Source organism: Paraburkholderia sp. MM5477-R1 (genome assembly GCF_050436385.1).
Classification (GTDB): Bacteria; Pseudomonadota; Gammaproteobacteria; order Burkholderiales; family Burkholderiaceae; genus Paraburkholderia; species Paraburkholderia tuberum.
This window is the reverse complement of sequence record NZ_JBNDMC010000007.1, coordinates 2,696,910-2,711,570: the sequence shown is the minus strand read 5'-3', so window position 1 is coordinate 2,711,570 and position 14,661 is coordinate 2,696,910. Positions and strand designations below refer to the sequence as shown.

The window sequence follows — 14,661 nt, the reverse complement described above, 5'->3', positions numbered from 1 at the left end:
CGTCAGTTCCCCTGCGCGTCGGCCGTGGTCGCGGCGGCCGCTGGTGGCGAGGAGCGCGCCGCGGGCAGGATCGCGTGCACGTAGGCGCCGCGATCGAATAGCTGTGTCGCCGTATCGGTGAGATAGTGCCGCACCGCGCCCGCGCCGAGCGTGATGGCCACGACACAGCCGAGCAGGATCGCGCAGGCGGCCAGCTTCGCATTACTGCCACGCGGTGCGCGCTCCTCTTTGCCGGCGGCGGCGCGCGCGGCCGGCGCGGCCCACATCAGGCGCGTGCCCGTGCGGCTCAGCGCGACGATCGAGAGCAGGCTCGACAGCAGTACGGCCGGCCACAGCACGACTGCCGCGCCGAGCGGCGTGGCGGCCAGCACCATCGCCTTGCCGAGGAACCCGGACAGCGGCGGCAGGCCCGCGGCGCCCACCGCGGCGATCAGATAGAGCAGCGCGGCGAGGTTCGATGGCCACGGTGCATGCGTGCGCGGGACCGCTTCGACCGTAGCTTCGGCTTCGGTGTGAGCCGGTTCCCCGACCAGCACGGCGAGCGCGCCGGCCGTCTCGACCTGCAGCGGCTGCACCCGCGCCAGCGTCGCCACCGCTTCGCCGTCCGGGGCGGGCGAGATGGCCGCCGCGGCCGCGTCGTCGAGCGCTTCGAGCGAGCCGGGCTCGATCGAATTGGCATCGGCGGAAACGGCGGCATGGGCGGCGTGCGGGGTCGGGGCTTGCTCGGGTTCGAGCGTGTCGGCGAGCAGGAACAGCGCGCCAGTGCAGAGCGTCGTGCTGATCAGGTAGTAGAGCAGCGCGCTCCATGCGAGCGGCGTCTGTAGTGCGATCGCCGCGATCAGCAGACCCACCGAAACCAGCACGAGATAGCCCGTCGTGGTCTTGAGACTCGACACCGCCAACGCGCCCAGCGCGCCGAACACGATCGTCGCGATCGCGAGCCACCACGCCCACTGATGCATGAACGCATCGAGCACGCCGCCCGCCGCGCCGAACACGAGCGCGTCGCAGCGCAGCATCGCATAGATGCCGACCTTGGTCATGATCGCGAACAGCGCGGCCACCGGGCCGATGGCGCTGCGGTAGGCCTGCGGCAACCAGAACGACATCGGAAACACGGCGGCCTTGAGGCCGAACACGAGCATCAGCGTCGCGCCCGCGAACTGCGCGAGCGGCAGCGACTCCGGCCCGAGACGCGCCAGACGTTCGCCCATGTCGGCCATGTTGAGCGTGCCCGTGACGCCGTAGAGCACGCCGATCGCGACCAGAAAGAACGACGAACCGACGAGGTTCATCAACAGATAGTGCAGCCCGTTGCGCACCCGTCGCGCGCCGCCACCATGCAGCAGCAGCGCGTACGACGCGATCAGCAGCAGCTCGAAGAACACGAACAGGTTGAAGAGATCGCCCGCGAGGAAGGCGCCGTTCAGGCCCATCAGCTCGAACTGGAACAGCGCACGGAAATAGCGGCCGCGCCTCGCGTCCTCGCTCGAGGTGCCGAGCAGGCAGCAGACCGCCAGCACGGCGGTGAGCACCAGCATCAGCGCGCCGAGCCGGTCGAGTTCCAGCACGATGCCGAACGGCGCGGGCCATGCGCCGAGCGCGTAGCTGGCGATCTCGCCTTGCGCGGCGCGCGCCATCAGCAGGCACGCGACGGGCAGCAGCGCGATGATGGCGAGCGCGTTCAGCGCGCGTTGCAGGCGTTTCGCGCGCAGCGGCAGCACGACGATGACGCCCGCGGAAAAGAGCGGAATCAGGATCGGGAGCAGGAGAACGTGGTTCATTCGACGGGCGTCTCCTCGTCATTGACGTGATCGTTGCCCGTGATCGAAAACGAGCGCAGCGCGAGCACCACGGTGAAGGCCGTCATTGCGAAGCCGATCACGATGGCCGTCAGCACGAGCGCTTGCGGCACCGGATCGACGTATTGCGCCCCCGCCGCGATGACCGCTGGCTTGCCGATCGCAAGCCGGCCCATGCCGAGCAGGAACAGGTTGATCGCATACGAGAACAGCGTGATGCCGAGAATCACCGGCAACACGCGTGCGCACAGCAGCAGGTAGATGCCGCACGCGCAAAGCACGCCGATCGCGATGGCAAAGGCGGCTTCCATCAGCTTTTCTCCACGGACTGCATGTCCTTGTCGCGTACGCCGAGGTGCGAGACGATCGTGAGCGTCGTGCCGACCACCGCGCCCGTTACGCCGAGATCGAACAGCATCGCCGTGGACAGTTCGATCTCTCCGATCAGCGGCACGTGCAGGTGCCCGAACGCACTGGTCAAAAACGGCTGGCCGAACGCGAGACTGCCGAGCCCCGTGGTCGCGGCGATCAGAATGCCGAAGCCCGCAAGCGCGCGGTAGTTGAGGTGGATGCGCGACTCGGTCCACAGCACCCCGCTCGCGACGTACTGCAGCAACAACGCGATCGAGAGGATCAGCGACGCGATGAAGCCGCCGCCCGGCAGGTTGTGGCCGCGCAGGAACACGAACACGGCGACGAGCACGGTGAGCGGCAGCATCAGCCGGGCGAGGATCGCGAGCATCAGCGGATGCGATTGCGACGACCATGGCCGGCCATCCGGCCCCGCATCGGGCGACTTCAGGCGCAGCCCGCGCAGCAGCGCCTTGACGGCGAGCCCCGCGACCACGAGCACGCTGATTTCGACCATCGTATCGAAGCCGCGGAAATCCACGAGGATCACGTTGACGACGTTGTGGCCGCCGCTGCCGGGCAGCGCATTGGCGAGGAAGTACGGAGCGATGCCTGGCAGCGGCGCGCTCGTCATGATCCTGTACGACACGGCGCCGAGCAGCGCGCCGCCCGCGAGCGCGAGCACGCCGTTGCGCAGCCGGACGGGGAGCGGCTCGACGGCGCGTTGCAGCGCGGGCAGGAAATAGACGGCCAGCACGAGCAGCAGGATCGTGACCAGTTCGACGGAGATCTGCGTGAGCGCGAGATCGGGCGCGGAGAAGCGCACGAAGGCGAGCGACACGAGCAGGCCGCAGGTGCTCAGCATCACGAGCGCGTAAAGGGTGCGCGCACGCACGCACACCACGCCGACGGCGAGCAACGCCATCAGCACGAGGCCGCCCAGCGTGAACGGATCGGGCGGCAGGCGCGTGTGGCTGCCGCTCCAGGTGTCGAGCGCGACGAGCGGCACGCCCGGAACGATCAGCATCGCCGCGATCATCCATGCGAGGTAGGCCGGCAGCGAGCGCGTCTCGAACAAGCGCACGATCACGCCGGCGCACTGTTCGAGACGCTGCACGAAGCGGTCGAAGATTTCGCTCGCGTTCAACTCGGTGAGCGCCGTGCGACGGTGGCGGAACGCATTGCGGCGCAGGAAAAAGAGCGCCGCACCCGCCGCGAACGACACCGCGCTCATCACGAGCGGCGTATTGACGCCGTGCCACAGGCTCAGGCTGTAGTCGGGCAGCTTGCCGCCGAGCGTGACCCACGCGGCCGACTCGAGCAGCCTGCCGATGCTTTGCTGCGGGAACAGGCCGATCAGCAGGCACAGCGCCACGAGAATCTCGACCGGCAGCCGCATGAAGCGCGGCGCCTCGTGCGGCGGATAGTGCGGCAGATCGCGCGGCGTCTCGCCGTCGAAAAACACGCCCCAGACGAAACGTAGCGAGTACGCCACGGAGAGCGCCGCCGCCACGATCGCGATGACCGGCACGGCGAGGTTCAGCGGCCCGAACATGCTTTGCGCGAGTGTTTCGCCGAAGAACATTTCCTTCGAGAGAAAACCGTTGAGCAGCGGCACGCCGGCCATCGACAGCGACGCGACGCTCGCGAGCACGGCCGTATGCGGCATGTACCTGCGCAGGCCGCGCAGACGGCCCAGATCGCGCGTGCCGGTTTCGTGATCGACGATGCCCGCGGCCATGAAGAGCGACGCCTTGAACACCGCGTGGTTGACCGTGTGAAAGAGCGCGGCGACAGTCGAGAGCTGCGTGTCGAGGCCGAACAGCAGCACGATCAGGCCGAGATGGCTGATGGTCGAATAGGCGAGCAGGCCCTTCAGATCGCGCTGCAACAACGCCAACCCCGCGCCGCCCACCAGCGTGACGAGCCCGGCCACTGTCGCCGTGTATGCCCATAGGTGGGTACCTTCGAAGAGCGGATAGAGACGCGCGAGCAGGAACACGCCGGCCTTCACCATCGTCGCCGAATGCAGATAGGCCGACACGGGTGTGGGCGCCGACATCGCGTGCGGTAGCCAGAAGTGAAAAGGAAACTGCGCCGACTTCGTGAACGCCGCGAACAGCGTGAGCAGCAGAATGGCCGGGTAGAGCGGATCGTGCTGCACCTTGTCAAGCTGGGCGAGCACGTCGTTCAGCTCGTAGCTGCCGCATACGTGGCCGAGCAACAGCACGGCCGCAAGCAGCGCGAGACCGCCCGCGCCGGTAATGGTGAGCGCCATGCGTGCGCCGCGCCTCGCGTCGGGCCGCGATGGCCAGAAGCCGATCAGCAGGAACGAGACGAGGCTCGTCAGTTCCCAGAAGATGACGAGCAGCAGCAGGTTGTTCGACAGCACGATGCCGAGCATCGCGCCCATGAAGAGCAGTAGCAGCAGGTACAGACGCGGCAACGAATCGCTGCCGGCGAGGTAGTAGCGTGCGTAGATGAAGACGAGCAGGCCGATCGCGAGTACGAGCAACGCGAACATGAACGAGAGGCCATCGAGGCGCAGCGACAGCGCGAGGCCGATGTCGGGCATCCACTCATGGCGCCATTGCAGCACGTCGTGGTCGCCCATGCCCACGCGCTCGCTCAGCAGCAGCGCGCAGCCGAACAGCGCCGTCGCGAACGCGATCCAGGTGCAGAGCGCGGCGGCGCGCGGCCTCGTGAGCGCAATGAGCGCCGCGGCCATGAACGGAAGTAGGACGAGCCACCCCAGTACCATTCGATGCCCTCCGGGAGTTCGAGTGTTAGACGGTGTGGCTGGCCGGTGGGACTGGGCCGGCGTGCCGCCAGCCGGGCGGCTGCCCACGGGGCACAATCATAGCCGCAAACAGCCCGGCAGTTCACATCGGTACATCAAGCATAAATACCCACCGCGAAGCGCGCGGCGAGCCAGACTGATGCCCAATCGTGCCCATTGATGCGGACGCGCGTTCGATTTAACGCCCGTCGCGTGACATACGGCGCGCTGATGCACCGTAATCGGCAAACTTGACGATCAATCGAGGCGCCAAATTGAAAGGAACTGAACTGGATCTGTATGCAACTGAAGAGCCAGGCCACACTTTGGCTTTCAATCTTTTCGATGGCACATGGGTGTCCGATGTGCCGGGCTACGGTTTAGGTATGGCCCCCATTTCGACGATGGGCGTCTCCACTGGTTCGAGATCCGCCTCCTTTGTGCATGCCCTCCGGTCTTGCTCTAAACTAGCGCCCGCCCAACTCACGCCCCGATGCGCCCCGTCACGAGCAACAACCGATGCCCCCAGCCTCCATCGATCCCGCCGATTCCCCGCATTTCAGCCTGCCGAAACACCCGCCGTTCCAGCGTTTCTGGTGCACCCGCATCCTGTCGTCGCTGTCGTTCCAGATGCTCGCGGTCGCGATGGGCTGGCATGTCTACGCGCTCACGCATAGCGCGTTCGCACTTGGCCTCGTCGGCCTCGCGCAGTTTCTGCCGATGTTCCTGCTGACGCTCGTCGTCGGCCATGTCGCCGATCGTTACGATCGCCGCCGCATCGCCGCCGTCTGCCAGAGCCTCGAAAGTGTCGCTGCATTGCTGTTCGCGATCGGCACCTTCGGCGGCTGGATCAGCGCGCCGGTCATCTACGTGCTGGCTGCCTGCGTCGGCGCGTCGCGCGCGTTCGAATCGCCGGCCGTGGCGTCGCTGCTGCCGGCCGTGGTGCCGCGCGGCTATCTGCCGAAGGCGACCGCGTGGGCGACGTCCGCCAATCAGACCGCGCAGATCGCCGGGCCCGCGCTCGGTGGTCTGCTGTACGGCATCGGTCCCGGTGCCGCGTATCTCGCGTGCACGCTGACGTTCGCGGCGGCGGCCGCGTCGGTGTGGAGCATTCCGTTGCAGATGAAGCCGGCGAGCCGCGCGCCCGTCACGCTCGAATCGATCTTTTCGGGCATCGCGTTCATTCGTCGCGAGCCGGTGATTCTCGGCGCGCTGTCGCTCGATCTGTTCGCGGTACTGTTCGGCGGCGCGACCGCGTTGCTGCCGATCTTCGCGCGCGACGTGCTGCACGCGGGCCCGCTCGGTCTCGGCCTGTTGCGCTCGGGCACGGCGATCGGCGCGCTCGCGGGCACGATCTGGCTCGCGCATTTTCCATTGCGCAACCGGCCCGGCGCGGCGATGTTCGGCGGCGTGATCGCGTTCGGCATCGCGACGATCGTGTTCGGGCTGTCGCATCAGTTCCTCGTGTCGTTGTTCGCGCTGATGGTGCTCGGCGCGTCGGACACGATCAGCGTGGTGGTGCGGCTGTCGCTCGTGCAATTGCGCACGCCCGATGAAATGCTCGGCCGCGTCAGCGCGGTCAATTCGTTGTTCATCGGGACGTCGAATCAATTGGGCGAGTTCGAATCGGGCCTGACCGCGGGATGGTGGGGCGCGCAGCCGGCGGTGCTGGTCGGCGGTGTCGCGACGATCGCGATCGCGCTGTTGTGGATGCGGTTCTTTCCCGAACTGCGGCACACGCGCACGCTCGAGCGCGAAGAGGCGCTCGCGGCGAGCGCCTGATTGCCAGGGCCTGGGCGCCATCGCCCGATCCATGACACGACGAGGAGACGAACCACATGAGCCAGTCCGAACTGCACCCCGCCGCGCCGGTCGCGGCGACGATCTATCGTGGCGAATCCGTCGAGAACACGCATCTCGCGCACGTCGCGGTCGTCGATGGGGACGGTCGTCTGCTGTATTCGTTCGGCGACGCCGCGCGCATGACGCTCGCGCGTTCCGCGGCGAAGCCGGCCCAGGCGCTCGCGGTGCTCGAAACCGGCGCGCTCGAGCGTTGCGGTTTCGACGAAGCCGATCTCGCGCTGATGTGCGCATCGCACAGCAGCGAGCCGCGTCATATCGAACGTACGCGCGGCATGCTCGCGAAAGCGCAGGCGAGCGAGGCCGATCTGCGTTGCGGCGGCCATCCGCCGTTATCGGATGCGGTGTACGTCGACTGGATCCGGCGCGGCTTTACGCCCACCGGCGTGTGCAGCAACTGTTCGGGCAAGCACGCGGGCATGCTGGCCGGCGCGGGTTCGATCGGCGCGGCGCTCGCCGGCTATGAGCTGCCCGGGCATCCGTTGCAGGTGCGTGTGAAGCAGACGGTCGCGAGCGTCTGCGATCTGCCCGACGAGGGCGTGCAATGGGCGATCGACGGCTGCAATCTGCCGACGCCGGCGTTTGCGCTCGACCGGCTCGCACGTCTGTTCGCGAAGCTCGCGGCGGCGCAGGATCAACAGGAAACCGAAGCCGCCGCGACGACGCCGCGCGCGGCCGCGCTCGCGCGCATCTATCGCGCGATGACGTCGTACCCGGAACTGGTCGGCGGGGAGGGGCGCTTCTGTACGCTGCTGATGCGGGCTTTCGATGGCGCGCTGGTCGGCAAGGTCGGCGCGGACGGCAGCTATGCGATCGGCGTACGCGCATCGCGGCAGACCGCGCGGCTCGGCGCGAAGGGCGCGCTAGGCATCGCGCTGAAGATCGAGGACGGCAATCCCACCGTGCTCTACGCGGTCACCGCCGAATTGCTCGCCGTGCTCGATATCGGTACGCCTGAACAACGCGCGGCGCTCGACGGCTTTCATGCGCCGCGGCGCCTCAACACGATGGGCGTCGAGATCGGCCGGATGGACTTCTCGATCGAGCTTGCCGCGCATCGTTGAGCGCGGCAACCCGATTCACTGCTCGACACCCCAGAGCTCAAGCCGCCGCCGCCTTCGCCGGCGCGGCACCCAGCGCATCACGGATCGCATCGGCGAGCTCGCTCGCCGCGAACTTCGCGACATAGCCGTTGGCGCCCGCGTTCTTCACGTGCGCCTCATTGGCCGCGCCCGTCAGCGACGAGTGAATGATCACCGGAATATCGCGCGTGCGTTCATCGGCCTTGATCTGGCGCGTCAGCATGAAGCCGTCCATCTCCGGCATCTCCAGATCGGTCAATACGAGCGCGATGGTGTCTTTCGCGCGCGCGCCGTTTTTCTGCGCTTCGCGCGCGACCTGCTGCAGCGTCTGCCACGCTTCCTCGCCGGTCTTCGTCATGATGTAGTCAGCGCCGATCGCGGTGAGCGCCTGTTCGATCAGCTTGCGCGCGAAGCCGGAGTCGTCGGCGGCGAGGATCTTCGCGCCGCGGCGGATGCCGAGCGCCTGGCCGACCGAGGCCGGATCGACGCTCGGATGCTGCGACGGGAACACGTCGCGCAATACCTGCTCGACGTCGATCACCTGGGCGAGGCGCGAGTCGCCGGTATTGCCGTCGATGCGCGCGATGCTCGTGACGAGCTTGCCGCCCGCCGAGCCATCGGCCGACAGCACCTGGTTCCATTCGAGTCGCACGATGTCGTCGACTTCCTCGACCGCGAAGGCCTGCGTCGAACGCGCGAATTCGGTGACCAGCAGGATGTTCAGGCCGCGCGTCGGCTCGCAGCCCATCAACCGCGGCAGATCGATCACGGGGATGATCTGCCCGCGAATGTCGACCGCGCCCATCACGTAAGGCGACGATCCGGCGATCGGCGTGACGGTCGGCATCGTCGAGATTTCGCGCACCTTGAACACGTTGATCCCATACAACTCGTGCGCGTCGCTGCCCGGCACGTGGCCGAGGCGGTATAGCAGCAGCTCGAACTTGTTGGAGCTCGTCAGGTTGCTGCGTTCGGTGTGGCGCTCGTGATTGGCACGGTGGTCGTCTGCCATCGGAATCGTTCTCCAGAATTGCGGTGCTGAGCGGTGCTGAGCGTGCCTGTATCTGGTTATCGGCGCCGATGGCGAAAAATTCAGCACTGCGTGGCAGCGTCGAGCGGCTCGCGCGATTCACACGAATACGGCAAACGTGTGCGCATTCATATGAGGGTTACCTAAGGTTACAGAAGCGACAGCAGCGTTTCACCTGCCCGACGGGGTGGCTTCTAGAATCGGCAGCGATAAAAGCGTGGCGCCGCGCTGGGCTCGCAAGCAGTCCGCAGCGTTTTGCATCGCACGCTTCGTTCGCGGCGCACACGTGTCCGTCGTTTTGCTTTCAGATGCTTTCACCTCAAGGAGAACGTATGATCCGCCTGCCTTCCGTCCCTTCCGTCGCTTTGGCCCGCATCGCCGCCGTTGCCTGCTTCGGTGGTCTTCTGACGGCCGCCTCGGTGGCCAGCGCGCAGAGCGCCGCGTCCACGGACACGGGCCGCCTGCATGCCGCCGACCAGACCTTCATCGCGGACGGCACGCAAGCCGTCGCGACGCAGCGCGATGCCGCGCGTATCGCCACCGCGCGTTCGGCCGACCGCGACGTGAAGGCCTTCGCCGAGCGCGTGTCGAGCGACGACGCCAGGATCACCGACGCGTTGCGCGCGGCGAGTCCGCGCGGTGTCGACGTGCCGAAGAACGATCCCGATGCGGCCGTGCTCGCCAGCATCAACCATCTGCGCGGCGCGGACTTCGACAAGGTGTACATCGAGCAGGTCGCGCTCGCGGGTGAACAGAAGGCACTGTCCGCTTTCCAGGCGGAAATCGCAGCGGGCCGCGACGAGCAGTTGAAGGCCGCCGCGAAACAGGCGCTGCCGACGATCCAGCAGCACTATGCGATGGCGCAGGATCTCGCGAAGCGCAAGCATCTGTCCGTGGCCGCGCAATAAGCGGCGTCACGTCGCTACGCGGCAGGCGGCGGTACTTCGAACCCGGGCTTTTCGGCGATAATCGTGCGCTTCTTCCGACGATTCTTCGCGCCTCCGATTCCAGGTACCGCATGAGCAAGCACGCCAGTCTGCCGCAACAGTTGGACCATCTGCTTCGACAAGCCGTCGCGCTCCAGCAGAACGGCGCGCTCGTCGAAGCCGAGGAGTTGTATCGCGAGATACTCGAACTGAAGCCGAAGCATGGCGACGCGTTGCGCTGGCTCGGCGAACTCGCGCTGCAAACGGGCCGCTTGCAGGAAGGCATCGATCTGCTGAAGAAGGCGCTCGTGGTCAACGCGAGACAGCCGGCCGTGCATTCGAATCTCGCCTATGCGCTGAACGCGTTGCAGCGCCATGACGAAGCGCTCGCGTGTGCCGAGCGGGCGCTCGCGATGCAGCCGAAATTCGCCGATGCGTTGAACAATCGCGGCAACGCATTGGCGGCGCTGAACCGTCCGCTCGATGCGCTCGCGAGCTACGAACGCGCGCTTTCGCTCGTGCCGGAGTTTGCGCCGGCGTGGAACAATCGCGCATGCGTGCTGCGCGATCTCGGCCGCTATGCCGATGCGCTCGATAGCTGCGACCAGGCGCTCGCGTTGCAGCCGAACTATCCGGATGCGTGGAGCAATCGCGGCAACGTGCTCGGCGATCTGAACCAGCCGCACGAAGCACGACACTGCTACCAACGCGCGCTGGAACTTGCGCCTGCTTTCGTCGATGCATGGAACAACCTCGGTCTCGCGCAGATCGATCTGAATCAGCGCGAACAGGCGTTGTCGAGCTATCAGCGCGCGCTTGCGTTGAATCCGGCGTCGGTCGAAACGCACTGGAACCAGGCGCTGTGCCTGCTGCAAATGGGCCGCTTCGATACCGGCTGGCGCGAATACGAATGGCGTTGGGAGCGCAGCCGCATCAAGGCCGGCAGGCGCGCGTTCGCGCAGCCGTTGTGGCTCGGCGACGTTCCGCTCGACGGCAAAACGATTCTGCTGCATGCGGAGCAGGGCCTGGGCGATACGTTGCAGTTCTGCCGCTATGCGCCGCTCGTTGCGAAGCTCGGCGCGAAGGTCGTGCTCGAAGTGCCGGGCGCGTTGTTGCGATTGCTGTCGACGCTCGATGGTGTCGATCAGTTGATCGAAGCGGGGCAGCCGTTGCCGCCGTTCGATTGTCATTGCCCGCTGCTGAGCTTGCCGCTTGCGTTCGGCACGAACGAAGCGAGCATTCCGGCGGCGACGCCGTATCTTTTTGCGCAGCCGGCGGCCGTCAGCGAATGGCGTGAGCGGATCGAACACGACGGCAACATCAACGCGGATGCCAACGCAATCAGGCCGCTGAAAGTCGGCCTCGTCTGGGCCGGCGAGAACCGCGCGCATATCGCCGAGCTGCGCAAGATCGACGCGCGTCGGTCGCTCACGTTCGAGCAACTCGCGCCGCTCCTCGAGGTGCCGAACGTTCGCTTCTTCAGCGTGCAGAAGGGCGCGGCCGCGCCGCAATTAGCCGAAAGCGCCTACGGTGAACGCGTCGCCGATTACACCGGGCTGCTGCACGATTTCGCCGATACCGCCGCGCTCGTCGCCAGTCTCGATCTGGTGATTTCGGTCGACACCTCCACCGCGCATCTGGCCGGCGCGCTCGACAAACCCGTCTGGATCCTGAACCGCTTCGACACCTGCTGGCGCTGGTTGCTCGAACGCAGCGACACGCCGTGGTACCCGTGCGCACGTCTGTTCCGTCAACCGGCGCTCGGCGATTGGGGCGGCGTGATCGATGCCGTGCGCGATGCATTGGTGAATCTGAGCGCCACGCCTTCGTGACGCCTTCGGGCGGAGACGCGTAGACTGAACTTCCGTTCATCGATGGCAATGCCACGGAGAGTTCTTCAATGGAATACAGACATCTGGGTGCATCGGGTTTCAAGGTGCCGGTGCTGAGTCTCGGCACCGGTACATTCGGCGGCAAGGGTGAATTTTTCCAGGCGTGGGGCGCGACCGACGTCGCCGAAGCGCGGCGTCTGATCGACATCTGCTTCGACGCGGGCGTCACGATGTTCGACACCGCCGACATCTATTCGAAGGGCGCGTCCGAGTCGGTGCTCGGCGAGGCGCTGAAGGGCAAGCGCGACAAGGCGATCCTGTCGACCAAGGCGACGTTTCGTTTCGACGACGATCCGAACGGCGTCGGCTCGTCGCGCTTCCATCTGATCCAGGCGGTCGATTCAGCGCTCAAGCGTCTGCAAACCGATTACATCGACCTGTTCCAGTTGCACGGCTTCGACGCGAAAACGCCGATCCCCGAAGTGCTGTCCACGCTCGACGACCTCGTGCGCGCGGGCAAGATCCGCTATATCGGCGTGTCGAATTTCTCCGGCTGGCATCTGATGAAGTCGCTCGATATCGCCGACCGTTACGGCTATCCGCGCTATGTCGCGAATCAGACCTACTACTCGCTGGTCGGGCGCGACTACGAGTGGGAGCTGATGCCGCTCGGTGTCGACCAGGGCGTCGGTGCCGTGGTGTGGAGCCCGCTCGGCTGGGGCCGCTTGACCGGCAAGCTCAAGCGCGGCCAGCCGCTGCCGGAGACGAGCCGTCTGCACAAGACCGCCGACATGGGGCCGCCGGTGCCGGAAGACTATCTGTTCCACGTGCTCGACGCGCTCGACGAAATTGCCGCCGAAACCGGCAAGACCGTGCCGCAGATCGCGCTGAACTGGCTGCTGCAACGGCCGACCGTCGCGACGCTGTTGATCGGCGCGCGCAACGAGGAGCAACTGCGGCAAAACCTCGGCGCGGTCGGCTGGAATCTGACGCCGGAGCAGGTCGCGAAGCTCGATGCGGCCAGCACGGTGCGCCCCGCGTATCCGTACTGGCATCAGGAAGGCTTCGCGGAACGCAATCCAAAGGCGGTTTGAGCGGCGGGTCGACCACGTTCCAGGCGCCGCAGCCGGCGCAATGCGCTGGTCCAGCGCGGCCGCACGCTGGACCAGCGCATCCCATCAAGCCAAACCGCCATTGGCCCGCAATACCTGCCCATTGACCCAACCCGCATCCGGGCCGACCAGAAACGCGACCACGCCCGCCACGTCTTCCGGCTCGCCGAGGCGTTGCAGCGGCGGCATCTTCGCGAACGTCTCGATCTGCTCGTCGGTCTTGCCTTCGAGGAACAGCGCGGTCGCGATCGGTCCCGGCGCGAGCGCATTCACCGTGATGTTGCGCCCGCGCAGTTCCTTCGCGAACACACGCGTGAACGCTTCGACGGCCGCCTTGGTCGCCGTGTAGATGCCATAGCCGGGCAGGTTCAGCGCGAGCACGCTGGTCGAGAAATTGACGATGCGCCCGCCGTCGTTCAGGCGCGCGGCCGCTTCGCGCAGCGTGTTGAAGGTGCCGCGCACGTTGATGTCGAAGGTTTGGTCGTAGAGTGCGTCGGGCGTGTCGGCGAGCGGCGTGGGCTTCATCACGCCCGCGTTGTTGACGAGCACATCCACCTTGCCGAGTTCGCGTTCGGTGATTTCGAACATGCGACGTACGTCGCCGGGCTTCGACACGTCGGCTTGCACCGCGGCCGCCTTGCCGCCAGCTTCGCGGATCGCGCCGACGAGCGCGCCGGCTTCGCCCGCGCTCGCTGCGTAGTTGACGGCGACCGCGTAGCCGTCGTTCGCGAGCCGCTGTGCGATCGCCGTGCCGATGCCGCGCGATGCGCCCGTGACGATGGCGACTTTCGGTTGTGGGTTCGTGCTCATGATTGGTTTCCTCATAGAAGGTCGTGGATCGGTGAGGTGAATCATGAACGCTTTGCGCGCGGAGATAATCCGGTTAGACTCGCCATCATCATTCCATTTGCTTTAATAATCCGCCGCTATGGACCGTTTCGAGGAAATGCGCGTATTCGTGCGGATCGCCGAGCGCCAGAGCTTCACGCGCGCCGCCGACGATCTGCAAATTCCGCGCGCGACCGTCACCAACCTGATGAAGCGCCTCGAGCAGCGGCTCGGCGCGCGGTTGCTCGAACGCACGACCCGCACGGTGCGGCTCACGCCCGACGGTGAAGCGCACTACCAGCGCTGCGTGCGCCTGATCGCCGATCTGGAGGAGGCCGAGGGGGCGTTTTCCAATCTCGCGCCAAAGGGGCTGTTGCGCGTGAACGTGCAGGGCACGCTCGCGCGACACTTCGTGGTGCCGGCGCTGCCCGCGTTTCTCGCGCGCTTTCCCGACATCGAGCTGATGATCGGCGAGGACGACCGGCTCGTCGACCTCGTGCGCGAGGGCATCGATTGCGTGCTGCGCGCGGGCGTGCTGCAGGATTCGTCAATGGTCGGGCGGCGCGTCGCGCAACTGCAGCAGGTGACGGTCGCGAGTCCCGCGTATCTGGCCACGTATGGCGAGCCGGCCGATCCTGACGCGCTGTCGACGCATCGCGCGGTCAACTACGTGTCGAGCGCGACCGGCAAGCCGGTGCCGCTCGAATTCCGCGTCGACGGGCGGGATGCCGCGCTCGTGCTGCCGTCGGCGGTGTCGGTCAGCGGCGCCGAACTGTACACGGGCGCGGCCCTCGCCGGGCTCGGCATCGTGCAGGTACCGCGTTACCGCGTGGATGGCGAGTTGGCGGCGGGGCGGCTGCGGGTCATTCTGGCGGACTATCCGCCGCCACCGATGCCGGTGTCGGTGCTGTATCCGCAGAACCGGCAGTTGTCGTCGCGCGTGCGGGTGTTCGCGCAGTGGCTGCGGGAGATTTTCGAGGCGGTGAACTGAGGGAGCGAAAAACGCAAAGGAATGCGTTTTCGTGGTTAACGCCTGGACATGTGCGCCTCGCATAATGT

11 protein-coding genes are annotated in these 14,661 nt (G+C 66.5%); 6 read left to right on the top strand and 5 right to left on the bottom strand.

Annotated elements, in window-relative coordinates; all coding sequences use genetic code 11:
• Nucleotides 1–2 precede the first annotated feature (2 nt).
• Genes OKW35_RS41465 through OKW35_RS41455 form a run of 3 tightly spaced genes read right to left on the bottom strand, consistent with a single transcriptional unit; the run spans nucleotide 3 to nucleotide 4,914 of the window.
• Nucleotides 3–1,784: a monovalent cation/H+ antiporter subunit D gene (locus tag OKW35_RS41465; protein WP_429555066.1), complete on the bottom strand. Its 1,782-nt coding sequence runs from the start codon at nucleotides 1,782–1,784 to the stop codon at nucleotides 3–5.
• Entirely contained in the window at nucleotides 1,781–2,113 is a 333-nt protein-coding gene (locus OKW35_RS41460) for a Na+/H+ antiporter subunit C (protein ID WP_090803875.1), read from the bottom strand. Before OKW35_RS41460 ends, OKW35_RS41465 begins: the two co-directional genes overlap by 4 nt.
• On the bottom strand, nucleotides 2,113–4,914 hold the full coding sequence (locus OKW35_RS41455; protein WP_429406749.1) for a monovalent cation/H+ antiporter subunit A: 2,802 nt from the start codon (nucleotides 4,912–4,914) through the stop codon (nucleotides 2,113–2,115). The genes OKW35_RS41460 and OKW35_RS41455 overlap by 1 nt, the downstream gene beginning before the upstream one ends.
• Nucleotides 4,915–5,451: 537 nt before the next feature.
• Between OKW35_RS41455 and OKW35_RS41450 the strand changes: the two genes are divergently transcribed.
• Both OKW35_RS41450 and OKW35_RS41445 read left to right on the top strand, forming a co-directional pair.
• Nucleotides 5,452–6,714 carry an MFS transporter gene (locus tag OKW35_RS41450; protein WP_187629182.1) on the top strand — a complete coding sequence of 421 codons (1,263 nt, stop codon included), beginning with the start codon at nucleotides 5,452–5,454 and terminating at the stop codon, nucleotides 6,712–6,714.
• A gap of 56 nt (nucleotides 6,715–6,770) precedes the next feature.
• Entirely contained in the window at nucleotides 6,771–7,856 is a 1,086-nt protein-coding gene (locus OKW35_RS41445; protein WP_429555065.1) for an asparaginase, read from the top strand.
• Between the two features lie 37 nt (nucleotides 7,857–7,893).
• On the opposite strand, the gene OKW35_RS41440 is transcribed toward OKW35_RS41445, so the two are convergent.
• Nucleotides 7,894–8,886: a chemotaxis protein gene (locus OKW35_RS41440; protein ID WP_090803881.1), complete on the bottom strand. Its 993-nt coding sequence runs from the start codon at nucleotides 8,884–8,886 to the stop codon at nucleotides 7,894–7,896.
• A 350-nt stretch (nucleotides 8,887–9,236) separates the two neighbouring features.
• On the opposite strand from OKW35_RS41440, the gene OKW35_RS41435 reads away from it, so the two are divergent.
• From OKW35_RS41435 to OKW35_RS41425, 3 genes are all read left to right on the top strand, one after another.
• Nucleotides 9,237–9,812 (top strand): DUF4142 domain-containing protein, encoded by a 576-nt coding sequence (locus OKW35_RS41435; protein WP_429292583.1) that lies wholly within the window; start codon nucleotides 9,237–9,239, stop codon nucleotides 9,810–9,812.
• Between the two features lie 110 nt (nucleotides 9,813–9,922).
• On the top strand, nucleotides 9,923–11,662 hold the full coding sequence (locus tag OKW35_RS41430; RefSeq protein WP_429406735.1) for a tetratricopeptide repeat protein: 1,740 nt from the start codon (nucleotides 9,923–9,925) through the stop codon (nucleotides 11,660–11,662).
• A gap of 68 nt (nucleotides 11,663–11,730) precedes the next feature.
• A complete protein-coding gene (locus OKW35_RS41425) occupies nucleotides 11,731–12,756 on the top strand; it encodes an aldo/keto reductase (RefSeq protein ID WP_429356929.1) in 1,026 nt (341 codons plus the stop codon).
• Nucleotides 12,757–12,840: 84 nt separating this feature from the next.
• On the opposite strand, the gene OKW35_RS41420 is transcribed toward OKW35_RS41425, so the two are convergent.
• Nucleotides 12,841–13,584 (bottom strand): SDR family oxidoreductase, encoded by a 744-nt coding sequence (locus tag OKW35_RS41420; protein WP_429555064.1) that lies wholly within the window; start codon nucleotides 13,582–13,584, stop codon nucleotides 12,841–12,843.
• Nucleotides 13,585–13,702: 118 nt separating this feature from the next.
• Between OKW35_RS41420 and OKW35_RS41415 the strand changes: the two genes are divergently transcribed.
• Complete coding sequence (locus OKW35_RS41415) at nucleotides 13,703–14,593, top strand: LysR family transcriptional regulator (protein ID WP_429555063.1); 891 nt, start codon at nucleotides 13,703–13,705, stop codon at nucleotides 14,591–14,593.
• Nucleotides 14,594–14,661: the final 68 nt, after the last annotated feature.